Annotated in this window: 26 protein-coding genes, 1 tRNA gene and 1 pseudogene; 14 read left to right on the forward strand and 14 right to left on the reverse strand. The window is 44.9% G+C overall.

The window, feature by feature from the left end:
* The 4 genes and pseudogenes from CALK_RS03720 to hisA form a co-directional block, all read right to left on the reverse strand.
* Positions 1 to 181: pseudogene (locus tag CALK_RS03720) on the reverse strand (hypothetical protein); the annotation flags it as partial.
* A gap of 115 nt (positions 182 to 296) precedes the next feature.
* A complete protein-coding gene (locus CALK_RS03725; protein ID WP_022636321.1) occupies positions 297 to 701 on the reverse strand; it encodes a tetratricopeptide repeat protein in 405 nt (134 codons plus the stop codon).
* A 141-nt stretch (positions 702 to 842) separates the two neighbouring features.
* Positions 843 to 1,286 carry a septal ring lytic transglycosylase RlpA family protein gene (locus tag CALK_RS13335; protein ID WP_052569178.1) on the reverse strand — a complete coding sequence of 148 codons (444 nt, stop codon included), beginning with the start codon at positions 1,284 to 1,286 and terminating at the stop codon, positions 843 to 845.
* Entirely contained in the window at positions 1,255 to 2,010 is a 756-nt protein-coding gene (gene hisA / locus CALK_RS03735; RefSeq protein WP_022636324.1) for a phosphoribosylformimino-5-aminoimidazole carboxamide ribotide isomerase, read from the reverse strand. The genes CALK_RS13335 and hisA overlap by 32 nt, the downstream gene beginning before the upstream one ends.
* A 151-nt stretch (positions 2,011 to 2,161) precedes the next feature.
* On the opposite strand from hisA, the gene CALK_RS03740 reads away from it, so the two are divergent.
* Positions 2,162 to 3,469, forward strand: a complete 1,308-nt coding sequence (locus CALK_RS03740) for a glucose-6-phosphate isomerase (protein ID WP_022636325.1) — start codon at positions 2,162 to 2,164, stop codon at positions 3,467 to 3,469.
* A 44-nt stretch (positions 3,470 to 3,513) separates the two neighbouring features.
* On the opposite strand, the gene CALK_RS03745 is transcribed toward CALK_RS03740, so the two are convergent.
* Positions 3,514 to 4,386 (reverse strand): N-acetylneuraminate synthase family protein, encoded by an 873-nt coding sequence (locus CALK_RS03745; protein WP_022636326.1) that lies wholly within the window; start codon positions 4,384 to 4,386, stop codon positions 3,514 to 3,516.
* A gap of 147 nt (positions 4,387 to 4,533) precedes the next feature.
* Here CALK_RS03745 and CALK_RS03750 point away from each other — a divergent pair, with 147 nt between their 5' ends.
* From CALK_RS03750 to CALK_RS03770, 5 genes are all read left to right on the forward strand, one after another.
* Positions 4,534 to 4,884 (forward strand): cupin domain-containing protein, encoded by a 351-nt coding sequence (locus CALK_RS03750; protein WP_022636327.1) that lies wholly within the window; start codon positions 4,534 to 4,536, stop codon positions 4,882 to 4,884.
* On the forward strand, positions 4,884 to 5,180 hold the full coding sequence (locus CALK_RS03755) for a hypothetical protein (RefSeq protein WP_022636328.1): 297 nt from the start codon (positions 4,884 to 4,886) through the stop codon (positions 5,178 to 5,180). The genes CALK_RS03750 and CALK_RS03755 overlap by 1 nt, the downstream gene beginning before the upstream one ends.
* Before the next feature lie 110 nt (positions 5,181 to 5,290).
* The gene (locus CALK_RS03760) at positions 5,291 to 6,127 is read left to right on the forward strand and encodes an HD-GYP domain-containing protein (RefSeq protein WP_155851779.1); all 837 of its coding nucleotides are present in this window, start codon (positions 5,291 to 5,293) and stop codon (positions 6,125 to 6,127) included.
* A gap of 9 nt (positions 6,128 to 6,136) precedes the next feature.
* On the forward strand, positions 6,137 to 6,679 hold the full coding sequence (locus CALK_RS03765) for a hypothetical protein (protein WP_022636330.1): 543 nt from the start codon (positions 6,137 to 6,139) through the stop codon (positions 6,677 to 6,679).
* A gap of 86 nt (positions 6,680 to 6,765) precedes the next feature.
* Positions 6,766 to 9,690, forward strand: a complete 2,925-nt coding sequence (locus tag CALK_RS03770; RefSeq protein ID WP_022636331.1) for an insulinase family protein — start codon at positions 6,766 to 6,768, stop codon at positions 9,688 to 9,690.
* A gap of 4 nt (positions 9,691 to 9,694) precedes the next feature.
* On the opposite strand, the gene purT is transcribed toward CALK_RS03770, so the two are convergent.
* The 4 genes from purT to CALK_RS03790 form a co-directional block, all read right to left on the reverse strand.
* On the reverse strand, positions 9,695 to 10,876 hold the full coding sequence (purT, locus tag CALK_RS03775; protein ID WP_022636332.1) for a formate-dependent phosphoribosylglycinamide formyltransferase: 1,182 nt from the start codon (positions 10,874 to 10,876) through the stop codon (positions 9,695 to 9,697).
* 64 nt (positions 10,877 to 10,940) lie between these two features.
* Positions 10,941 to 11,546 (reverse strand): 5-formyltetrahydrofolate cyclo-ligase, encoded by a 606-nt coding sequence (locus CALK_RS03780; protein WP_338030994.1) that lies wholly within the window; start codon positions 11,544 to 11,546, stop codon positions 10,941 to 10,943.
* Positions 11,522 to 12,802 carry a tyrosine--tRNA ligase gene (tyrS, locus tag CALK_RS03785; RefSeq protein ID WP_022636334.1) on the reverse strand — a complete coding sequence of 427 codons (1,281 nt, stop codon included), beginning with the start codon at positions 12,800 to 12,802 and terminating at the stop codon, positions 11,522 to 11,524. Before tyrS ends, CALK_RS03780 begins: the two co-directional genes overlap by 25 nt.
* A gap of 381 nt (positions 12,803 to 13,183) precedes the next feature.
* Entirely contained in the window at positions 13,184 to 13,816 is a 633-nt protein-coding gene (locus tag CALK_RS03790) for a hypothetical protein (RefSeq protein ID WP_022636335.1), read from the reverse strand.
* Between the two features lie 134 nt (positions 13,817 to 13,950).
* Between CALK_RS03790 and CALK_RS03795 the strand changes: the two genes are divergently transcribed.
* Positions 13,951 to 14,027, forward strand: a tRNA-Met gene (locus CALK_RS03795).
* Positions 14,028 to 14,199: 172 nt separating this feature from the next.
* Here the strand turns inward: CALK_RS03795 and rpsT are convergent.
* Entirely contained in the window at positions 14,200 to 14,457 is a 258-nt protein-coding gene (gene rpsT / locus CALK_RS03800) for a 30S ribosomal protein S20 (protein WP_022636336.1), read from the reverse strand.
* Between the two features lie 144 nt (positions 14,458 to 14,601).
* On the opposite strand from rpsT, the gene CALK_RS03805 reads away from it, so the two are divergent.
* The 7 genes from CALK_RS03805 to CALK_RS03835 all read left to right on the forward strand — a co-directional run bounded on the left by CALK_RS03805 (position 14,602) and on the right by CALK_RS03835 (position 19,493).
* The gene (locus CALK_RS03805; protein WP_022636337.1) at positions 14,602 to 15,564 is read left to right on the forward strand and encodes a UbiA family prenyltransferase; all 963 of its coding nucleotides are present in this window, start codon (positions 14,602 to 14,604) and stop codon (positions 15,562 to 15,564) included.
* Entirely contained in the window at positions 15,561 to 15,983 is a 423-nt protein-coding gene (locus tag CALK_RS03810) for a hypothetical protein (protein WP_022636338.1), read from the forward strand. The genes CALK_RS03805 and CALK_RS03810 overlap by 4 nt, the downstream gene beginning before the upstream one ends.
* Positions 15,937 to 16,503: a UbiA prenyltransferase family protein gene (locus CALK_RS03815; RefSeq protein WP_162146697.1), complete on the forward strand. Its 567-nt coding sequence runs from the start codon at positions 15,937 to 15,939 to the stop codon at positions 16,501 to 16,503. Before CALK_RS03810 ends, CALK_RS03815 begins: the two co-directional genes overlap by 47 nt.
* Positions 16,466 to 17,473 carry a tetratricopeptide repeat protein gene (locus tag CALK_RS03820; protein WP_022636340.1) on the forward strand — a complete coding sequence of 336 codons (1,008 nt, stop codon included), beginning with the start codon at positions 16,466 to 16,468 and terminating at the stop codon, positions 17,471 to 17,473. Before CALK_RS03815 ends, CALK_RS03820 begins: the two co-directional genes overlap by 38 nt.
* A 10-nt stretch (positions 17,474 to 17,483) precedes the next feature.
* Entirely contained in the window at positions 17,484 to 17,663 is a 180-nt protein-coding gene (locus CALK_RS03825) for a 4Fe-4S binding protein (protein ID WP_022636341.1), read from the forward strand.
* Positions 17,660 to 18,967, forward strand: coding sequence for a PhoH family protein (locus CALK_RS03830; RefSeq protein WP_022636342.1), 1,308 nt, complete (start codon positions 17,660 to 17,662; stop codon positions 18,965 to 18,967). Before CALK_RS03825 ends, CALK_RS03830 begins: the two co-directional genes overlap by 4 nt.
* 160 nt (positions 18,968 to 19,127) lie before the next feature.
* Positions 19,128 to 19,493, forward strand: a complete 366-nt coding sequence (locus tag CALK_RS03835) for a hypothetical protein (RefSeq protein ID WP_022636343.1) — start codon at positions 19,128 to 19,130, stop codon at positions 19,491 to 19,493.
* On the opposite strand, the gene CALK_RS03840 is transcribed toward CALK_RS03835, so the two are convergent.
* The 4 genes from CALK_RS03840 to secD form a co-directional block, all read right to left on the reverse strand.
* Positions 19,481 to 19,864 carry a nuclear transport factor 2 family protein gene (locus CALK_RS03840; protein ID WP_022636344.1) on the reverse strand — a complete coding sequence of 128 codons (384 nt, stop codon included), beginning with the start codon at positions 19,862 to 19,864 and terminating at the stop codon, positions 19,481 to 19,483. The genes CALK_RS03835 and CALK_RS03840 overlap by 13 nt on opposite strands.
* Before the next feature lie 65 nt (positions 19,865 to 19,929).
* Positions 19,930 to 20,607: a site-2 protease family protein gene (locus CALK_RS03845; RefSeq protein WP_022636345.1), complete on the reverse strand. Its 678-nt coding sequence runs from the start codon at positions 20,605 to 20,607 to the stop codon at positions 19,930 to 19,932.
* A 55-nt stretch (positions 20,608 to 20,662) separates the two neighbouring features.
* Positions 20,663 to 21,592, reverse strand: a complete 930-nt coding sequence (secF, locus tag CALK_RS03850) for a protein translocase subunit SecF (protein WP_022636346.1) — start codon at positions 21,590 to 21,592, stop codon at positions 20,663 to 20,665.
* 15 nt (positions 21,593 to 21,607) lie between these two features.
* Positions 21,608 to 23,269: a protein translocase subunit SecD gene (gene secD, locus CALK_RS03855; protein WP_162146698.1), complete on the reverse strand. Its 1,662-nt coding sequence runs from the start codon at positions 23,267 to 23,269 to the stop codon at positions 21,608 to 21,610.
* Positions 23,270 to 23,368 lie beyond the last annotated feature (99 nt).

Raw genomic sequence — 23,368 nt, forward strand, 5'->3', positions numbered from 1 at the left:
ATCCTTCCGAATCCTCTGGTTCTTCCGAATCCTCTGGTTCTTCCGAAACCTCTGGTTCTTCCGAAACCTCTGGTTCTTCCGAAACGCCACTGAGGGCTTCTTCCACTATGGAGTCAATCTCGGTGCTCGCATTATTTTCCGATTTGTCTGGGGGATCTTCTGTAAACCCCAAGTCCGCCATTGTTTCTTCTATTTTTTTGTATCTTCTGTACTTGGGGAGGAGCCCCATGAATCATCTATTTCCTCGTCATTGGCAGGGGCAACTTCTGTAGATTGCTCCAAAAGAGAGTAGATACTCATTGTTGGGATACGATCTTTTTTCCTTCGAGGGTTGGGTCGTGAGGGTATATCTGACGAAGGCAGCCCCGCACTTTTTCAGCTTCCTCCATATTGCCCATTTTTTCACTGATCTCAGAGAGAAGGGCAAGGGCTTTCGCATTTTGCGGTTCCTTTTTAAGAACTTCTGTGATATGAGTATATGCTCCTGTGTAGTTGTCCGCCTCAGAATAACATTGCGCCAGAACAATCCGCCCCGTAACGTAATCAGGGTATTGTTGTACCCCCGTTTCAGCTATGGTTGTTGCCTTTGTTCGCTTGCCATTTCCTAAGAGGAGAGCTGCAAGGCGTGCAAATAAAAGGGTTGTCGGGTCTTCATTATACAGCTTAAGAAGTGATTCTTCATTCACAAGGGATAGTGCCATGTATCTCTCCGGAGCAGTTCCTCAAACCATGAGTATCATCTGTAATATAACCCTCTCAAAGGAGGATGTCGGTATTTACTTGGAAAAAATAGTCCTGTTCATCTCTTTGTAGGTTCTTTGGTGTACAGTATTCGAGGAGTATCACAGGATTGTGAGGGAGACCGGTGCCACTCCTCTATCACGTATGCCTAGACGATCTGCAGCACGGCGGGAAAGGTCTATCACACGTCCTTCAACAAAGGGACCGCGATCGTTGATTGTCACTATAACAGAACGACCTGTCTCTTGGTGTGTTACCCGTACTCGAGTACCGAAGGGGAGGGTTTTATGGGCTGCCGTCATGGCCCGCATGTTATAGGTTTCACCACTTGCGGTTGTACGACCATGAAATTTTCGTCCATACCACGATGCTTTTCCCTGCAGTTCATGATCGCCTTGTTGTGCCTTTTTACCTTGACGATTTTGTGCCTGAATAGTGGCATAGCGTGGTGATGGACTGCATCCTACAAGAAATATAACGAGAAAGAAAAGAGACCATTGAAAATGCACGAACCTACTCCTTTGTTGCAGCGACAATATCTGTATATGGAAGAGGGCCTCCGAAAATATCGAGGGCACTTCCGATGGTAATATCTATACGGTTTTTTCCCTTTTTGCGAATGTGCGTAAGGTCTTCTAGAGTGTGCACGCCTCCGGCGTATGTTGTCGTAATGGGAGAATTGTTTCCTAAAAGAGAAATGAGTTCATAATCGGGTCCAGCCATTTTTCCTTCAACGTGTGCGGCATGGATGAGAAACTCATCACAGTATTGAGAAAGGTATTCCAAGGTTTCCTGGGTTATGGCAAGAGTTGTAACATTTTGCCATCGGTTGGTAACGATATAGTAGGTAGCGTCGATTTTCATACAGCTGAGATCAAGAACCAGTCGTTCTTTTCCAATGGCTTGAACGGTTTTCTTGAGATTTGCCGTGTTAAGATGGCCGTCATGAAAAATAAAGGAAGTCATTATCACATGGGATGCTCCCCAGTCAAGATAGGTTTGTGCGTTATCATGCCGTATACCACCACCAATTTGTAACCCCCCTGGCCATGTTTGCAAGGCATCCCTTGCAGCTTCTTCATTTCCTGGCCCTAACATTATCACATGGCCGCCACGCAGGTTGTCCCTTTGATAGAGACGGGCGTAATATTCGGGAGAGTGGGGGCTTTCAAAGTTTGTTTTGGCGTAATTGTCTGAATCACGAAGGGTTGCGCCGACAATTTGTTTCACTTTGCCCTGATGTAGATCTATACACGGTTTAAAATTCATACAACCTCCATGGTAAATATATATTCTTTAAGAGATGTTCAACCAGTAAATTCATTCCTGCAGTGAGCATACACCTCTCAATTATGTTCTTGCATAGGGGGAATAGAAAAGAGATATATTTAGGAGAACCATTTTATAAAAGGAAGTATTTATGCAGAAAGTGTGTTATGATGACAGTTCTTTAAAGAGTCTCATCTCGCCGGACGTGTATACGTCGTTTGCGGATCAGTTAGAGGCTGTGGAGACCATGCTGAACAAGAAAACCGGTCCAGGCAATGATTTTCTCGGGTGGCTCGAATTGCCAGAAGAACATTCCCCTAGCTTTTTAGATTCTATTCAAAAGCAGGCCGATGATGCTCGTCAACAATGTGATGTATTTATTTGTGTTGGTATCGGGGGGTCATATCTGGGCGCAAAGGCTGCCATAGAGTTTCTTTCTTCAACATTTCCGCAACAAAGAACACCGGAAGTTCTCTTTGCCGGACATCACGTAAACTCCGATTATCTAAAAGATCTTTTGTCCCATATTGAAGGAAAACGGGTCATCGTAAATGTTATATCTAAGTCGGGTACCACCACTGAACCAGGAATAACCTTTCGCGTACTACGTAAGTGGATGGAAGATGCTTATGGGCAAGAAGAAGCAGCACGTCGAATTATTGCTACCACTGATCCTGAGAAAGGTGCCTTACGTAAGTTGGCCGAAAGAAATGGATACAGGACCTTTGATATTCCGGACAATGTGGGAGGACGTTTTTCTGTGCTTACTCCGGTGGGATTACTTCCCATTGCTGTTGCAGGTATTGATATAAAAGAGTTGGTTTCAGGTGCTCGTGAAGCTATGAAGTACTGTAGTGGAACGGACCTTACAACCAATATTGCAGCGCGGTACGGGGTAAACCGAAATTGCCTCCTCCGTGAAGGGAAAACTATAGAGATGCTTGCGGCATTTCAACCTCAGTTTACCTTTGTGAATGAGTGGTGGAAGCAGCTTTTTGGTGAATCAGAGGGAAAAGATAGAACGGGGATTTTTCCTGCTTCCGTAGTGTATACCACAGACCTTCATTCCATGGGGCAGTGGATGCAGGAGGGCCTTCGTACTATTTTTGAAACCTTTCTTCGCGTTGATGAAACACGAGAAACCGTAGAAGTACCTCATTTTGAAGATAATGAAGATAATCTCGGATATCTTGTGGGCAAAAGTTTTGAATATGTTAATGAAAAAGCCTATGAGGGCACCCTGAAAGCACACCGTGATGGTGGTGTTCCTGCTGCAACAATTACCGTGGCAGATCGGAGTGCTGACTCCTTGGGACAACTATTCTACTTCTTTGAGAAAACCTGTGCTTACTCTGCGTATCTGCTTCGGGTGAACCCCTTTAACCAACCTGGGGTAGAAGCGTACAAGAAAAATATGTTTGCCTTTCTTGGCAAACCCGGTTTTGAAGATTTTGAATAATACTCGGTGAGAGGAATTCCGGGGAGTTTATTCTCCCCGGGGTTTTACTTTGTAAGATGCTTTAGCTTATTCCGCTGTTCCTGCTCAATGGGAAGCACATCTTCTGATTTATAGGCAAGGGCCTTATGAACGGCCGTAAGATCTCGCACAAGACGTCGCACGCCGTCGGGCTCGAGAGAGGCGGCATGGTCGGTTCCCCTCCATGTTCTATCCAATGTGTAGTGTCGCTCAATAATCTCAGCGCCCAGCGTATAGGCTGCTATATCAACAGCTATTCCCAAGTGATGTCCGGAAAAACCGATATCCTTGATACGTTCTCCATATGCTTCTATAAGGTTTTCAATTTCCAAAAGGGCAACATCTTCAAAGGGAACAGGGTACCCCGATGTGCAATTATAGAGTACGGTGTCTTTTGCTCGGTCGTGGTTTTCAAGAAATTGGACAATTTGTTCTATTTCTTCCTTTGTGGTCATACCTGTGGAGATATGTATTTCTCCTTCATACTCAGTGCATAGCCACGTAAGCATGGGAAAGTCCATATTGCACGCCGAGGGGATTTTAATAAACTTTGGAGAAAGTGATGCAATATCCTTCGCAGAAGGAAGGTCCCAGACAGAGCAGCTGTAGAGTATATCCATATCGTCACAAAATGCTTTAAGTTCCCTGTGTTGTTCCCGTGAAAATTCAAGGTTTTCCCGGTGCTCCCGATAGGTGTTTCCGTAGGCATGGACGGGGTTTGGGTGAGCAGCTTTGTATTGCTGCGGCTTTCGATCTGTCCATGTGGCAATGTCACGTTTTTGAAATTTCACGGCGTGGGCTTTACAAAATATCTTGGCCGTACTGATTAGCTCTCGGGCAATATCCATATCCCCGGTGTGATTACATCCTATTTCTGCGATTACCATTGGGTCATTCATGCTTTCACCTTTACTCATGAGTTACAGGATAAAATATCTCATTCCTCTATGAGGGAAAAGACCCTTTCGAAATCTAGGGAGAAAAGATATTGCAGTGCACTGTTTTCATGGTATACTCATAGGGTAACCTTTTTTATGGGGGCGTTTATGGCAGTTTATAAAAAAGTAACCGTGGAGTCTGCTGAGAAACATCTATGGGGTAATGCCGCCTCGTCCCGTGTTCTTGTGGAACACTCTCATGTTAGTATTGCGCAGCGTAGTTTGTCTTCAGGGTTGCGGGAGGTTGCGCACTATCATAGAGCGGCATGGCAGTTCTTTTATATTCTTTCTGGAGGGGCAACCCTTTCTGTCGATGGTGAGGAAATTGCTCTTGAAGCTCAAGAGGGGATTGAAATTCCCGCTGGAGCGACGCATCAGATGCGTAACACGGGGGAGGGAGAATTGCACTATTTGGTGGTTTCCACGCCGGATAGTCGCCATGATCGTGTGGAGGTATGATGGGAGTGCCTTCCGTTCCTCTTTTAACCAAATTTAAATCGGCAAAAAAACTAGGTATCCCAGCCCATGAGTTTGAAATATTAGTAAAAAGTGGAACCATAACACCGCGAGTACATGATAAATTTGGAGAGCGCTTCGGTGCAGATGATCTTGAACGTGTATATCAAGCAGGAGTTCGTCGTGTCCTGAAGGAGGCGGTTGAACGGTATCGCGTTATGCTTCAAGAACAGAAAAAAAGAATGATGGTCTTGCTCAGCTCTGTATACAGTCACCAGAAGATTATATCCGTGAATTAATTCAGTCGGTACAACAAATTGTATATGAGGGAGATTATTATCCTATCCCCTTGGCAGACGTACCCTTTCTTTCAAATACTGACCTGTATGTGCGTGATGCAAAGGGGGAGATGCAGTTGTACAAAAAGGCAGGGGTTGCGGTGTCTTCATCTCGTCTTGCAGAGTATCGGCTTCCGCAACTTTATGTACATAAGCTCAATTTTGAGAACTTTTCCTTAGATGTGCAGGCAGGGTACATTGAGGGGCTGAAAGAAATCTACACTTCTTATAAGAATACTGCAGAGAGTCAGAAGCAAAACTCTGAAAAAGAAGCGCAGGAAGATGTATTTGATCTCTTAGGACGACTCTATGAAAAGCTGGGGCGTACCCCCACCCCTGATTCATTACAACATCTTCTCCGTGGTGTTACGGAGTTTATTGATAGCACCATTGCTTCTCGCGATATGGTTAACCTTATTTTTGCCCGGGCAAAGCAACAACGAGGGGTGCAACAAAAGGCGGTGTCAAACCTGCTTCTCGCTCTTCATTATGGTCGCCAAAACAATTTTTCTCGTGATGATATTCGAAATATGGCTCTTTCGGCGTTTTTGCAGGATGTTGGTATCTACCGGTATTTGGGAAAACGAGTATCAGAAGAAGAGATTCAAAAACATCCGGAAAAAAGCGCCATGGTTTTGGAACGATGCAATATACAGAACGATGCGATCAAGTATGCGGTACTGGAACACCATGAGCGACTTGATGGAAGCGGTATCCCCTACGGAAAGCGACGGCTTTCATCCTTTGGACAACTTGTTGGTATTATTAGCGAATTTTATGGAATTTATTCAGAAAATAGTGTTCGTGATGTGCGACCGATCCACATATTTCAATATATGAAGCAAGATGTGCAAGATCAAAAGTTTAATCCAGAGCTGTTTAAACAGTTTGCGTACAGTTTACTCTAGGAGTACGGCATGTGCAAAAATGATACCTCTCTTTCAGATATGGTCGATGAATTTCGAGCGAAAGCGTATGAATCTTTTAAAGCACTTTTTTCTCCGGATCAGCTGGAGACAGGTTCGTGGGCATCAAACAAAAGCCTTCGTTCTTCCTTTGATTACATCCTTATTATAAAATCAGATAATGAAGAGTATTCCTCCATTATGTGTGTGGGGCTCGACCTTCATAAAATAGACCAATTTTTTCGAGACTCTGTTGATTCGGACAGGTCGTTAGACCTGCTCAAAGATGCGTTGACAGAATTTGGCAATGTGTATTGCGGGTTGATAAATGATATTCCTCTCTTTTCCAAGAAATACGGTATCTTGCGTCAGCATCCACCGCAAGAAGCGGTAAAATACGCTTTTTTTTCTACCATGGATAGTGCTGTTGAGGGGTATCTACTGCTTCCTGAGTATGGTGAAGAGCTCTATGTTGGTTATGGAATACATACCAAAAACAAGGCAGAACAGAAACAGGTGTCAAAGGAGTTCTCCACCCTGTTTGAGGGATTGTAAGGGGATGCGTATATTTTTATCTTACCGCAGTGACCGTGTGGGAAAACGTATATTTACGTTTGTAAAACGGTTTAGAAAGGTACGGTATGCAGGAGCAAAATATACGAGTTGGACAAAAAATAGCGGGTTTCATCCTTCAGGATGTACAAACGGTTACAGAGCAAAATAGTGTTGCTTACACACTTACCCACGAGAAAACAGGCGCGCAATGTATCCATCTGTTTAATACTGATGCGAACAATCTTTTTTCTGTTGCCTTTAAGACTCCGGTCTTTGACGATACAGGGGTTGCTCATATTTTAGAGCACTCGGTTCTTGCAGGATCGAAAAACTACCCTCTTAAAGACCCGTTTAAGGAAATGTTGAAAGGGTCCATGCAAACCTTTCTCAATGCCATGACCTATCCTGATAGAACGGTGTATCCCGTTGCCAGTCAGGTTGAACGGGATTACTTTAACTTGGTAGATGTTTATTGTGATGCTGTTTTTAATCCTCTTTTGCGTGAGAACACCTTCCGTCAAGAGGGGTGGCATTTTGATGTGCCCGAACCTGATGCCCCTGTTTCTATAAAAGGTATTGTCTATAATGAAATGAAGGGCGTTTTTTCAGACTTTCACAATAATGTCGCCCGTAAGATGCTTTCCGGTATTGCTCCGGGGACAACCTATTTTCATGAAAGCGGTGGTGATCCTAAAAAGATTCCCGATTTAACGTATGAACAGTTTTGCGATTTTCATGGGCGTTTGTATCATCCTTCAAATGCATATTTTGTACTGTATGGAAACATTCCTACAGAAAAAACATTGCAGTTTGTAGAAGACCGATTTCTTTCTTCTTATGAGCGGCAGGATGTGGATACATCTATCGGCGTTCTTGCTCCGTGGAATAGCCCGCGCCAAATGGATATTACCGTTCCGGCCTCGCGGGAAGATGACGGTTATGCATCGGTGTTGCTTAATTGGTACTGTCCGGGAGTACTCGATGGCTATGAGGGGTTAATTGGAGATGTGCTCAGTCACTACCTTTTTGACGGGGAAAGTGCGCCACTCAAGCGAGCTCTTCTAGATAGTGGTCTTGGTGAAGATCTGGACGATATGTGCGGATATGATAATGATCTTTTTATTACGGTTTTTACGGCCGGATTACAGCGAGTGCTTCCCCAAAATTCTGAAGCTGTGTTTTCCTGTATTATGAAAACTCTTCAAAATATTGCGGATACCGGCCCAGACCCAGAACTCCTCGAAGGAGCTATTCGTCGGGTGGAATTTACTTTGCGGGAGATTCGTGAGGGCGGGGGGTACCCCCATGCTCTGCAGGTTGCAACCCGTATTCATCGTAGCTGGATATATGGGGGTGATCCTCTTACGCATATTGCCTATGAGACGCCCTTGGCACAACTAAAGAAAAAGCTGGCGGAGCCGGGAGCTTTTTCAGCTTTTATTCGGCGCTTTTTCCTCGATAATGACCACTGTCTGCGCATGGTTGCCGAAGGCAGCAGTGCCATGGGTGAACAGCTGTCACGGCAAACAGAGGAGCAGGCGACTCGCCTCAGTGCTGATTTTACAGAAGAGGATCGTCATCGCTATCATGAAGAAACAAAGGCGCTTCTTGCAGAACAACAGCGTGCGCACACCCCTGAGGAGCTTGCCGTGTTGCCACAACTTGATAAGAGTGATATACCTCTTGAAAATGAGCTTGTGCCGTGTCAGGAGGAGCGTATTGAAGGTGTACAGATGTATACCCATCCTGTATTTACGGGCGGAGTGTATTATCTTGATTGGGCCTTTGATATTTCCCGAATTCCCCATAACCTCATTCCATTTTTCCCCCTCTATGCCTCCTATATTACCAAGGCGGGAGCAGGGGAGTATACTACGGCAGAGATGGCAAAGCGACTCAACCTGGTAACGGGAGGGTTTTCCTGTAATGATACGATTATTGAGGATGGTGAAGATTCGGACAAAATCCACGCGCGAGCAGTTTTTTCTGGAAAATGCTTGCGACAGAATGTACCGGCACTATTGGAGGTATTTGAAGATGTTTTTCTTCGTCCAGACTTTACGGATACCACCTTGGTGAAAAATATTCTTTTTCAGCAGGTGAATCAGTATGCTCACTCCATTGTAAGTGCAGGACACTCCTACGGAATTCGTCGTGGCTTAGGACAGCTCCTCCCTTCGAAACAGCTTGATGAAAAATTGAACGGTATCACGCAGTATCGTTTTATAAAAAAACGAACCGAAACGCATGACTATGATGAGATTTTACGTGCCTTTTCACAGATTCACAAGGCGTTACTCACACGGGATGGGTTGTTTCTCAGTAACACCTGTACTACCCCCGTTGAAGACGGAGATATGCTTTCGCGGATTATTCGTGCTCTTCCAGAAAGCAGTGAGGAGACGACATCTCTGAGTTTATTGGAAAACAGCTCTGCCGTAGCTGTTGCTGTGAACTCCTCTGTAAATTACGTGACACAATCGTGGAAACTGCCACATTTTGCCCCTTCCCTTGTGGGAACTTCCTATATTCTCGCTCGACTTCTTTCTACGGGTCTTCTCTGGGATACTATTCGTGTAGAAGGAGGGGCGTATGGTGGTATGGCGGTGTTTTCCTCTGCTCAGCGGGGGTTTTCCTTAGCGTCGTATCGTGATCCAAATCTGGAAGATACCCTGACGCGGTTTGTAGGGGCGTTGAAAACCTTGGCGGAGACGGTCACCCAAAGTGATGTTGATCGGACGATGTTTGCAGTGGTATCCAAGTTTGATGCCCCCCGTGGTCCCCATGCAAAAGGAGTAAGTGAGTCCTTTGCTCGTGTTACGGGTAACAGCCCAGAGCGGCGCCAAGCATTTCGTGATGCTGTTCTTTCCTGTACTGCCGAGAAGGTTTCTGATCTCTGTCGGTATCTCCTTGGATCAATAGAGCAGAGCCAAGTGGCAGTAATTGCCAATGAAGAATCAATACAAAAGGCCCGCGATACAGGGCGGGCCTTTGCAGTAGAGCAGTTATAGTGCCTCAGAGTTGAATGGAGATTGCCTCTTCCATGCGGAGAGCTTTCTCCTGTGCTTCAGAAATTGTTTTACCCGTTGACAAAAGCACTCCCATGCGGCGTTTTCCCGTAAGGGAAGGTTTTCCAAATAGCCGTAGGTCTGTCCCCTTTTCTGAAAGTGCCTTATCTATTCCGGAGAAGACTGCCGTCGTAGATTCTCCCTTCACAACAAGGGCACGAGATGCGGCAGGGGTATATTGAATGATTTCTGGTATGGGAAGACCAAGGATGGCTCGAGCATGGAGGGCGAACTCAGAGAGGTTTTGAGAGATGAGAGTCACCATACCTGTATCGTGAGGACGTGGTGATACCTCGCTAAAAATTACTTCCTCACCTGATACGAAGAGTTCTACGCCGAATAGGCCATATCCGCCCAGACTCTCTGCCACTGCTTTGGCAACTTCTTGCGCTCTTGCTAAGACCTTCTCTTTCATGGGGTGTGGTTGCCATGATTGTGCATAATCTCCATCTATTTGAACATGCCCAATGGGAGGACAAAAGGAGACTCCTGCAGAGTGGCATACCGTAAGGAGGGTTATTTCATAGTCGAAATCGACAAAACCTTCTACAATAATCCGTCCGTTCCCTGCACGTCCGCCCTCCTGTGAATACTGCCATGCTGCATCCAAATCATCGGGAGACCGAAGTATGGATTGCCCCTTACCGGAGGAGCTCATTATGGGTTTTACGACCGCGGGATATCCAATTTCTTCAAGAGCATCTTTCAGTTCTTCCATAGATGCAACGAATCGATAGGGTGAGGTGGGGAGGTTCAGGGTTTCTGCGGCAAGAGTTCGGATACTTTCCCGGTCCATGGTGATGCGTGTAGCCTTGGCTGTAGGGATAACGGTATACCCCTCTGATTCAAGCTCAAGGAGAGTGTCCGTAGCTATGGCTTCTACCTCAGGGACAATGAGGTCGGGTTGCTCTTTCTCAACAATGGCACGAAGAGCGTTGCCATCAAGCATGGAAAAAACAGAACTCTTTTGTGCAACCTGCATGGCCGGAGCGTTTTTGTAGGCATCACAGGCGATAATTTCAACGCCATAGCGGATCAATTCTATGGCAACTTCTTTTCCAAGCTCACCAGATCCAAGTAGAAGTACTTTTTTTGCTGTTTTACTTAGGGGGGTTCCCACGGTTGTCATATTACACCTCCAAGGATATTTGACGAAAAAATAAACTATGCACCACCGCAGGGTGGATATATTTCTATACGGGGAAAGTCCCTTCTTGGCAGGGGAGCATGCCCTGTGGTGTGAGGAGGTGAGTTACAAACTCATCGTGAAGAGCTTGGGGTATTTGTGAAACAATTCCAGCAGGAAGTGTTGGAGCAATGCGTGGGATGTTCTGTGGTATTTTTGAAAGATATCTATCATAATAGCCGGCCCCACGACCAAGGCGCCCTCCCCTTGTATCAAAGGCAATACCCGGCACAATAATGCAGTGCGGAATAGGGGTGTCACTTGTAGAGCACGAATTCTTCGGTATCGGTTCTAAAATACCGTATCGACCGACTCGGAGATCTTTATGCGTCGCAACGGGGAAAAAGAATAACTCTTTTGTGGCGGTAGTTTTGGGCAGAAAGAAGAGCTTCCCGTCACGCCGGCATTGATCCCAGAGGGTGGTTGTTTCTATTTCACCACCAAACGCCTTGTAGGCGAAAATATGGTGGCTGTTTTTGTAGAGGGATGAACAGAAGAAGTGGTCCCACATCTGTTTTGTTTCAGCACCCGAAATAACTGAACTGCCGAGACAGTTCAGCATCTTTGCGCGCAGGGCTTTCTTCCTGTTTATTGTGCTTCTAAAAGGTAGTATTTTTTCTTTCCTCTCTGGACAAGAAGGTACTTATCATTTACGAGGTCATCTACCGTAACCATCCGTGATTCCTTCTCAATACGTTCTTTATTAAGAATGACTGCGTTTCCTTTAATGTCACGGCGGGCTGCCCCTTTCGATGGGAATAGTTCTGTGCAAAGGGTTAACAGAGAGATAATGGATACTCCTGAATGAAGCTCATCTCGCGAGATAGTACCATGAGGAACACCGGAGAATATGGATAAAAATTGCCCTTCCGTAAGAGAGCGTAGTTCCCGTTGCGTATTGTTTCCAAAGAGTATTTTTGTGGCAGCAAGGGCTGTTTCGTAGTCATCACGGGAGTGTACCATGCAGGTTACTTCTTCAGCAAGACGTTTTTGCATGGGGCGTGTATGCGGTGCAGCGGCATGCTCTTCCACTAAACCTGCTATTTCTTCTTGGCTGAGCAACGTGAAAACCTTGAGATATTTTTCTGCCATGGCGTCTTCAACATTGAGCCAGAATTGATAAAACTCATAGGGACTTGTCATTTCCGGATCAAGCCACAGTTTTTGTCCCTCTGCAGATTTTCCAAATTTCGTCCCATCCGCACGTGTCACAAGTGGTGCCGTGATAGCAAAGGCATCACCGCCACCCATACGACGGATAAGCTCGGTTCCCGCTGTTATATTACCCCATTGGTCAGATCCGCCAAATTGCACAAGACAGTTTTTCTCTTTTTTTAAGTGATAGAAATCATATCCTTGCAGAAGCTGATACGAAAACTCCGTGTACGACAGGCCTGTTTCAAGGCGATTTTGAACGGAGTCTTTTGACATCATGTAGTTGATGGTAAGATGTTTCCCTACATCACGAAGGAAGTCTAGGAAGCGGATATTGCCAAACCAGTCGTGATTGTTCACGATCTGTGCAGGGTTTTTGGTCGCGGAAAAGTCGAGGAATTTTTTCAACTGTTTCTTAAACTGCGTCAGATTATATTCCACTTCCTCAGTATTCAACAGATTTCGTTCCTTTGACTTTCCCGATGGATCACCCACAACACCCGTAGCGCCACCCACAAGGGCGATGGGGGTATGGCCGGCTCGCTGAAAGTGAACCATAAGCATAATCGCAGCAAGGTTCCCCACTTGCAGGGATGGTGCACTGGGATCAAAACCGCAGTAGCCAGTTACTGTCTCGGTGGAAAGCTTTTCTTCTGTCCCAGGAGTCATTTGGTTCAGCATGCCTCGCCATCGCAACTCTTCAATAAAATTCATTCCCGTATCCTCTTCGTTTCAAGGAGTAAGTGCCATATCGTTATTCTTCAAAAATAATTTATTTTACTACAGGAAATAGATCTTGCTCGGAAAAGGTTGTGTAATAATTGCACAATACGTACAATAGATGTATATTAAAAGTACACATTGCAGATACACAGGTATATTCAGGGAGTTTCTATGAAAATGAAATCGGACAAGAAGTTTGTGGCTGTGCTCATCCTTTTCGTGTTTTTTATTATGGTAAGTGTTGCCGCTAACCTTACACCAGATCATTTTATTGAAGCGATTGAGCAGGTGCGTGATACTCAGCAGCGTATTTCAGATGTAAAAATAAAAAGGGGGCAGAGCCCCCCGGAACAATCGGTTGTGGGTAGTTGTCTATTTGATACGCAGATATTCCACAGAAAGAGAGCTTTCTCCTCCCACTTCAGGGTTTAGCTGTGGCACAAGGTACAGGGCGCTTACATTTTCCAGAAGTAAGGGGGTTTCGAGAGACTCTTCCGGTGCCCAGTCTGGTTGTTCAAAGTCAGCAATGGCTACGGTTGCCGTAGTTATTTCTCCGCTTGGAGGAAGAACATATTCGTAGTGCGCATAGGTGGCATCTCCTTCGTAGGAGAAATCGCTTTGGGCAAGTTTCAAGATAAGCGGTGCGTCACACTGATAGGCAATCTGAACTGTTTCTCGTTCAATAAAGTCTGCTTCTGTTGTCGCGATGAGTTCAACGTAAGGCCATTCTTCTCCTGTTTTCTCCGTCATGGTAAAATGTACCGTGGCACCGTCCTCCGAGAGTAGAGCGTCTCCTGTATCAACAATAGATCCGAGAGTGTCTGAGGTGGCATACCACGTAGCCCCGGAAGTAAGCAGGTTGTATCCAGGGTCAAAGGAGTGTTGTGCCTCCGACTCTTCAGCTGCTTCCGTGGAGGGAGTTTCGTCAATTTCAATCTCCGGTGGAGTTTGCTCGCCACACGCAAAAAGAAGAAGGATACCGATAAAGAGAAAAGAACATTTCATAAAACCATCCTGTTGAAAAGTGAATATTATTTGGATAATATACTATTTCGAAGGGAGGATCGGAGGTATGTAATCTACTTTTTTGCAAAAAGGATTGACAAAACTCTTTTCTATGGTATATATTGTACACACATCGCGGGATGGAGCAGCCAGGTAGCTCGTCGGGCTCATAACCCGAAGGTCGGAGGTTCGATTCCTCCTCCCGCTACCATTTATTTATATGATCACCAAGCAATTTTGTTTTTATTTCTTCCCTCGTAGTACGATGGGTACGGTTTGCTGACTCTTGTCAGCTGATGGTGCAAAGCAATGAGAAGTATCACGTAGGTATAAAAAAAGGTCTCTTTTAAAAGAGACCTTTTTACATGTCAATTCTTGTCAGCTTATGCTTCAATGCGAGCAACAGCTTTAGACAATTTTGATTTTTGCGTGTTAGCCTTGTTGCGATGAATTACATTGCGCTTTACCGCTTTATCCAGCACGGAATATGCGGTCACCAAGGCACGTTTTGCATCTTCAACAGACTCGGCACGTTTGACGCGCTTTGCGGCTGTCTTTACTTCAGAGCGTACTGCCCGATTTCTGACACGTGCTTTTGCGCTCACTTTCATTCTCTTCTTACATGATTTATGCTGCGGCATATCCTGTATACTCCTTATGTAACATCAATTCCGTGGAAAAATAAACCATGTTTGAATTGAATGTCAAATAAAATGTTATAATGATTGATATTTGGTATTCTAAAAGCGTATTTTTAGAGGTGATTACTCCAAATTCGGGAGATTATGAAACTTTTTTGTACACGTTTTGCGGATATTTTTTTTCTCCTTCGTCCGGTACTTTTAATACCGGTTTGGGCTGTTCTGTTTCTTGCTGCCATAACGGGGGCACCCCTTCCTCTTTTTTCGGGCATACGGGAAATTACCCCTGAGTTTTGGTATCTGTTCTTTTCTTTTTCTGCTGTTGCTGCTGCGATTTTCGTTCTGAATCAGATACGAGATATTGAGGGAGATCGAGAAAATAATAAACTATTCCTTCTTCCCCACGGGCATATTTCACTCTTTACGGCATGGGTTGTGTTGCTTGTTTCCACGGGGATATCTCTGCTTGTTTCTGCCCTCTTTGTAGGGAGCTTTGCCATGGGATGTATTTTCTTCTGTTTGCTCCTTGGGTATGCCTATAATATGCCGCCCTTTTCTTTGAAAGATCGCCCTGTGGGTGGGCTTGTTGCAAATTTTTTAGGACATGGGATTTTAACATACTATATTGGTTGGTATGGAATGCAGTACGGTGAGTTTGACTCTGTGCTTATGGGCTTTGTGTATGCGATTCCCGCAGGGTTTGCAAATGCTGCGGTGTATGCTGTTTCTACAATTGTTGACATGGACGGGGACGCTCGTGCAGGGAAAACAACCCTTGCAGTAAAGTATGGAGAGCGGAGTACTGTCTGGGTTGGGTTTTCCTTGGTTTTGTGTTCCTTTGGCACATCCTTTCTTCTCCCCCATAATGCCGTGGTAATGATTGCTACTGCTGGGGTTAGTGTACTTGTCTTTATATCGCTTCTCATACGCTATTCCCGTCAGAGGGTTTTTTCTGCCTTTCGCTGGCCTGTGGCATTTCTCTCCATATGTATTACCTTGTATATTCCCTTTTATGCTCTCTTAGTTGCAGGGGTTGTTCTGTGTAGTAGGGTTTACTACAAGCATCGCTTTTCCCTCTGTTATCCTGCTTTTGGGAGAGAGCGATGATACTTCGCAGTGTGGCTGACTACTTTTTCCTGACCCGTCCTGTTGTGGCGCTTCCCGCACTTGGCTTTGCTCTTTTTGGATACCGTATTGCCCAAAATGATCAGGGAGCAGGGAATAGCTGGACGGGGGATGCCGTTGTACAGCTTCTCCCATTCATTGCGTCTGTCCTTGCTGTATATGTGATAAATCAGGTGCAGGATCGGCATGTTGATGAGAAAAATGGGGGAGTACCTCTTCTTCTCCTAACAGGGATTTCCCATAAGGGGGCGCGTTTTTTTGCTTTTTTCTTGCATCTGTTTCTCTTTTGCTGCCTGTGTATTGGGGTAATTGGGGAATCTTTTTTGTTCTTTCTTGTCTCTTCTCTTGGGCTATGTGTACTGTTTTCGTCCGTGTTATGCTACGGGACGCCCCGTGGTTGATTTTATGACAAATGCAGTTGCATATGGCGGTGTAGCCTTTCTTGCGGGAGGGTATTCTGCTTCTCTTTCATTAGACAATACCCTCGATCTATTGCTGCATACGCCCCCCTACATTTTATATATGGCTGCAGGATCTATTAGTTCAACCCTTCCTGATATCTCAGGAGATCGGGACGAAGGCAAGCATACCACGGCCGTTGTGTTAGGTGCCCGGAATGCACATCTGCTTGCTTGTGTGTTGCTTCTAGGGGCAATTTGGTTATTTTATCTTCAGAAAGATTTCTTTGGTATGTGGATTGCCGTGAGCGCACTTCCGTTGTATCTTTTATTTTTAGTATATCCCACAACATTACTCATGGAACTGGTTTATAAGGTTGGTGGGGCAATTGCCATGGTGGCAATTTCCATGGTATACCCCCTGTTTTTTATTGTTGGAATTACCACATTCATTTTTACACTTCTTTATTTTAGGATGGTGCATCATGTCTTGTATCCTTCGCTTCGTTCCGATTCAGAGTAGTATCGTTCTTCTGCTGGTACTGGGTATCACTCAAGCCTATACCATTTCTGAAGAAGAAGTACGTAACGCCGCTATAATTAACGATCTTTTAGTAAACTGTGAATTTGAGCGTGCGCGAAGCAGAAGTGACTCACTTCTCATAGAGTCTCCTGAAAGTATACTGTATTACTATATGGGTGTTGCCGTAATTGGGCTTGAATCTCTTGATAGAAATGAAGTGGTTGATTTGTCACGTTTTGAGGAAATTTATACTGCTGGTTTGAAGCGAGTTGCTGCGGCGCAACGGCGCACGTCCGATGTGGTGATGTTGGAGGGGTTTCTTCAGGCGTCATACTTTTCGATACTTCTTTTGGATGGGCAATATGTGCGCGGAGTTCGTCAAGGCAGGGGAGCCTTAGATCTTATCAAAAAAACAAAGGAAATGAATCCTCAAAATTTTGATGCAGATTACTTTATTGGGTTTTATAGTTTTGCTCGCGGTGAGCTTCGTAATCGTCTCCGTTTTATGTTGTTCTGGATGCCTGATGAAATTGAAGAGGGGCTTGTTGCGCTCCAACGCTGTATGGAGCATGCCCGTTTTATGTCTACGGCAGCAGCCATGGTGCTTGCCGATGTGTCTGTTCGTGATGGACGGCTTGAAGAAGGGCGAGAGCTTTTAGATTCTCTTCTTGTGGAGTACACAGACAGCCGGTTTCTTTTGTGGACAAAGGCGCGGTACTATGAAGCTCTGGGGGAATACTTTCTTGCGGCTGATGTATATGGCGATCTTGCTCATCGATATGTTTCCGTATCTTTTTATACAAATGCCCTTAATACGGCAGAGCATGCCATGGATCTATATGAAAAAAGTTCCTATCCCGCTGAATCTGCATTGTATGAATTAGCCCGGACAATTACAGAAGGAGTACCTCGACGTGGTCTTTCTCGCGGTGATACCCGTTTGTTAGATGCCTTGGAAAAATATTTGTAAAGGAGATAGAATGATTACTCTTGATTCCCAGCGGTGTGATTCTTGTGGTACCTGTGTGGCCGTATGTCCTGTCGCTGCAATTTCCATGGAGAAGCAGCCCTGCATTAATTCATCCTGTATTGGATGTCAAAAATGTGTCCTCCTTTGTCCTTGGGGGGCTCTTTCTGCACAGGCGAAGGCAAAGGCATGAAAACATTTCGTATCTGTGATGACTCCGTGTTTTGTGCCGATTCTATGGCCTTGAATTATGTCGGAAATGGGGCAACCCTCGTTATTCCTTTTGGTGTGTTAGAGTCACTGCGAAGAAAGCAAACTTCGAAAGGGGTGGAAGGACGGAATTGTCGTGAGTTTTTCTCCTTGTTGAAACAAAAGGAGCTTGAAGGATGTGTTGGCACGGCTATCCAGGGGGATACGTCTATTCTTATATGGCGTGAGTCTAAGCAGATTATGAAAGAAGTGACCACCTTTCATACCACCGATAATGTGAGCTCATGTCTTGTTGCTGCTGCCTTTGAGCTGGGTGAGGAGACGGATTGTAATACCGTGATCGTAACGGCCAATAGTTTGGTTCATATAATTGTGGGCTCTTTTTCCCTGTCTGTGGAATATTTTCGCCCACGACCCTTCCGGGCAGAAGATGTATATCCCGGATGTGGAGAGGTGCAGCTTTCTTCCACGATGGTTTCTGCCCTTGCGGATGGAGATGTGGTTCCCTTTTCTGCAGCTCTTTTTCCCAATCAGTACTATAAAGCGTACAGTCCGGATGGTGCGTATGCGTATGGACGGTATGATGCAAAAAGCCATTCCTTGGTTCCATTACTTCCTGCTGCATCCACTATCCCCGGGTGGATATCGCCGCGAAATAGCGAGCAAACCTTTGCCCTTGATGCGCTTTTAAACGATCAGATCTCCTTAGTATCCTTAGTGGGACAAGCAGGCACTGGAAAGACCTTGCTTGCCTTGGCAGTGGGATTATATAAAAGTTTGGATGATATGGTGTATAATAAGGTTTTGGTTTCGCGGCCAACCATGCCTTTGGGAAATGATCTCGGTTTTCTTCCCGGTTCAGTGGAAGATAAACTTGGCCCGTGGATGCATCCCATTGCGGACAATGTGGAGTATCTTTTGAAAAATAAAAAAGTGGGACGGGCGAATTTGCGTAATTTTGAAGACCTGCTTAATATGGATTTTATCGTAACGGAGCCACTCAGTTTTATACGTGGACGATCAATTCATAATCAGTTTCTCATTGTTGATGAAGCACAAAATCTTTCCCTCCACGAGTTAAAAACAATTCTCACAAGAGCTGGAAAAGGGACTAAAATAATTTTAGCGGGTGATCCCTATCAGATTGATGCCCCCTATCTTACCACAGCGACCAGTGGTTTTGTGCAAATTGTAAAGAAATTTAGGGATGAATCTATTGCTGCTCATATTACTCTCAAGGCGGTAGTACGCTCTATTTTAGCAGAACGTGCTGCGACAATTCTATAATGTGAACTTTCCCCTTTGTAATGTTAATTCTGTTTTATATCAATAGTTGCTCATTTTTTTGATATGTTTACACGTACTTTTTGTTATGGTAGATGCGTATGAAAAGTATATGGTTCTGTGCTATCTTTAGAGCAATGGGTATGACAAAAAAGGAGAACAAATGGGTACAGATGCATCATCAAATAGGGGAGGTCAAGAGATAGCGCAACTACGTCAAGAAGTGCGTATGTTGAAACAAATTCTTCAAAATGAACTTACGCGACATCACCGCGACTTCCTCACGTATCAAAAAGAGAGTGATATGAAATTTGCGAAGCTGTATCGCCTGTTTCGCATAGAGCAGAAAAAGAATCTTCAAAGATATCGTGCGTGCTCCTCAGAAGTGGAACTCTCAGGTGAAGAAAAGTATACTACAGCGGAAGCATGGGGTGGGCGTGAGGCAAAGAGTTTAAAAGCAGGGGAGGACAATATGCGATATCAGCAAATTGTACCTCCTCCATCACATCATAGGAACTATTGTAAATAGTCCGGTACCCTAAAGACATCGGCATACCACTGTCCACCATCTTTTTTTAGGTAGAGCGTGTTGTCAGTGGCTTGGCCGTCTTCCCAGGTTGTTCGTACAACTAACCGTGCTTCAGTTGAATCAATTTCTTTAGTAAGAATATCAACGTCTGCTTCAGCAAAATGAGATACGACTTCTCCCGCAAACTGGTCTTCGAATTGCTCTAAAAACGCCTCTCGGTCGTCCTTGTGAATAAGACGAGCCGCAGCAGTGATATTGCCGTCACGCATGGCATCGTAATAGGAATGTACTATCCCTTTTGGAGATTGATTCTGATTTGTACACCCTGCAAAAAAAAGGATAACAGTAGAATACAGAAGGAATTGTTTCATATAAGATCCCACCTTTCTATATATGAAAAATTACAAATACGTCTAATAAATATATATAATTTTACCTAAAACAGTAACTGTTGTATGAATCGTTGAAACTCAAGAGGAAGCAGTACGGTGTTCCACAGGTTAAACCAAGGAAGAAATAGAGGTCGAATAATTAGCTGAGAGAAAAAGGGATACCCAAACCACTCCAGTAAAAGCAGGACAAGAAATATCTTGGGCAGCTCACGGGAGTAGCGTGCGTACGTAAGGGCTTTTTGTTGCGGAAGAACTCCTGTGAGAACAGTGTAGCCGTCAAGGGGCGCTATGGGAAGCAGATTGAACAAGGCAAGACCAAGACTTATAATGTATAAGAGCAAAAGAAATATAATAAGGTGACTCATTCCCTGCGAAGCTGCTGCCGCCCCTCCTCCCATGGAAATAGCCCGAAGCCCGAATCCAACAAAAACAGCAGTTGTTATATTCGACAAAGGTCCGGCTAATGCCACTTTAACCATATCTTTACGGGGCGATGTAAGCAGTTGTGGCTGCACCGGTACAGGCTTTGCCCACCCTATCGGGCCAAAGAACAGCATAAGTGTTCCCAGAAATGATAAGTGCGGAAGTGGATTAAGAGTGAGTCGTCCTGCATGAGCAGCTGTGGGGTCACCATTTTTATAGGCAACAAATCCATGGGCATATTCATGCACTGTCAAGGCAATGAGTATTGCGGGTATTCTCAGGATGGTAAAGATATCCATTGGGAAGCATGCCTTTTAAAGTCCGGGGCTCATAAAAGAGCCCCGGAGGAGTGTATTATTTATCAATGGGCCATTTCTTATTTAACTGAATAAGCACTGGTGTGGCAATAAAAATTGAGGAGTATGTCCCTGCAATTACCCCCACCAGCAAGGCGGCAGAAAAATATTTTAGTACATTTTCTGTTGGGAGAAATGTAACAAATATTGAGGTTACCACAAACAGAGTGGTAATAGAGGTGATAACTGTTCGTGACAAGGTTTGATTTACACTAATATTGAGCGTGTCAGACAAGCTAAGAGATTTGTCTTTATGCTCATTAAGATTCTCCCGGATACGATCAAAAAGAACAATAGTATCATTGAGCGAGTATCCCACAATAGTCAGTATTGCCGCGATAACGGGAAGAGATATCTCCCAATTAAATATTGAGAAAATACCTATGGTAATAATGATGTCATGGACAAGGGCAGCTATGGCGCCGATACCGTATGCGAGCTTAAACCGGAAAGCCACATATAAGATGATTACCAATAGGGAAAAGGCAATTGCCTTGAAGGCATTTGCCGTAAGTTCCCGTCCAACACGGGGGCCAACAACCTCGGCGGAAATTTCACGATTATGGAGTAGGTTCGGATAGATATCCTGTAATTCTGAAAGTATAGATTCACGGACTTCCGCTGCATCATGTTCTCCCTGACTTACAATAATCTGAAGATATGCCGCATCAGCATCTGAAAGGGTTTTGAGTTCATAGTCTGCGAACTGCATTGTTGCAATACGCTCTTCTACTCGTTCCCGGTGCTCTGCGATATCATCAGTATCAAAGGGTATCGTGAGGCTTACACCACCGGTAAAATCGATACCAAAGTTTGGGCCTCCACGGAGAATAAGGGAGGTGCACGTAAGAAGAATCAGAAGTGCAGAAAAAATAAGTGCACTTTTGCGTTTTCCAATAAAATTAATATTAAAATTTGTCGTATACATAAACTATACCTTCACTTAAATGCTGAGTTTTTTAAGGGCGTTCTTTTTTCCAAGGTAGTCAATTACAAAATGGTATACCATTTTTGTAAAGACAAGGGCTGTGAATAGAGATACAAAGATCCCGCTGATAAGCGTAACAGCGAATCCGCGAATTGGTCCCGACCCAACTTGATAGAGAATAAAGGCGGTAAAAAGGGTTGTAATATTGGCATCCATAATGGCAACAAAGGCTCGGTCGTAGCCCATATCAATCGCCTTAGATACGGTCTTGCCAGCTACCAATTCTTCCTTAATCCGTTCAAAGACAATTACATTTGCATCTACGGACATACCGATGATCAATATGAGACCTGCTATACCGGGGAGAGTAAGGGTTGCACCAAAACTTGCCATGATTGCAATTACTAAGATTAAATTCAGAAGAAGGGCGCATACTGCAAGAAGCCCGGAAAGTTTATAATAGAAGACCATAAAGAGCAATACCATGGCAAGGCCAAAAAGAGCTGCATTGAGAGCTCTTCGAACTGCATCTCGCCCGAGAGATGGTCCCACCGTTGTTGCTTGTTCTACCACAAGCGGGGCATCAAGGTCGCCCGATTCAAGCACAATAGCCAGTTGCTGGGCTTCTTCCCGCGAGAAATTTCCCGTAATTGAAGCTCTCCCAGAGGGGATACGCTCATTAATGTTTGGGGCAGAGTAGACAGTGTTGTCTAAGACGATAGCAAGTTGCCGTCCCGTATTTCTCCCCGTAACCCGACCAAACTCACGAGCACCACGAGGGTTGAATTGAAGTGATACTTGGTAACCGATTCCCTGATGTGCAGGCATTGCTTCTGCTCGTTCAAGATCCTTGCCGCCCATACTGGGTTCTGCCGTAAGGTAGTAGAGACGATAAATCGGGCTTCCATTTTCTGCACGAAGTGTATCGGTTCGTCCACCTTGTTGGCGAATTTCGGGAATGTTGCTCCATCGAAAAACGCCACCTTGCAATGCTCTTTGTACCCCAGGGAGAGCTAAGATAGAGTCAATGCGTGGTTTGGCAGAAGCAGGGGCCTGTGCGCTCATCTCATCGATATGGTAGATAAGATCGGAAAAGGTTGCGGTATACTCATCGTCGGCAAGATCTTCAAGATCCTCTTCCGCTACAGGTTCATCGTCCAATAGGTCCAGCTCATCAAGTTCGTCTAACTCATCTGCAGGAAGGTCTTCTTCAGCACCGCGATGATCTGCCACCGCCAGGGCTCGGTCAACATTGTCCAGTATTTGTTGAATGCGTTGATTTTCGTTGGATCGTACTAGGTGAAAATTAAGCTGGGCTGCTCGAGAGAGCATGTCGCGGGCTATTTCTTCATCACTGAGTCCGGGAAGTTCGACAATAAGGCGTTCATTTCCTTCTATCTGAATAATTGGCTCTGTCAGACCCAAGGCATTCACACGGTTTTCTACAACGGTGTAGACCCGATTCATGAGATTTTCGTCTTGGCGGATTCGTTCTTTTTCTTCCTCGGTTGCATGAGAGGTGTCTATACCGAGGACCATGCGAATACCACCCTGTATGTCAAGGCCGAGATTCAGGATTTGCCCACCCAGCCGAGGGTTTTCGCGAAGCATTTCTTGCTGCACCTCGGGAGATTCACGATACACCCTGAATGAGGGAATAAGAAATGCAACGGCCATTACACAGAACAGCAACGTAAATAGTAAACCCCAAATGTTGCTTTTTTTCATAGTGTACCTTTCATAAAACTGTTGAGTTTGTCAAATAATGTGGTAAAA

The organism is Chitinivibrio alkaliphilus ACht1 (genome assembly GCF_000474745.1).
Classification (GTDB): domain Bacteria; phylum Fibrobacterota; class Chitinivibrionia; order Chitinivibrionales; family Chitinivibrionaceae; genus Chitinivibrio; species Chitinivibrio alkaliphilus.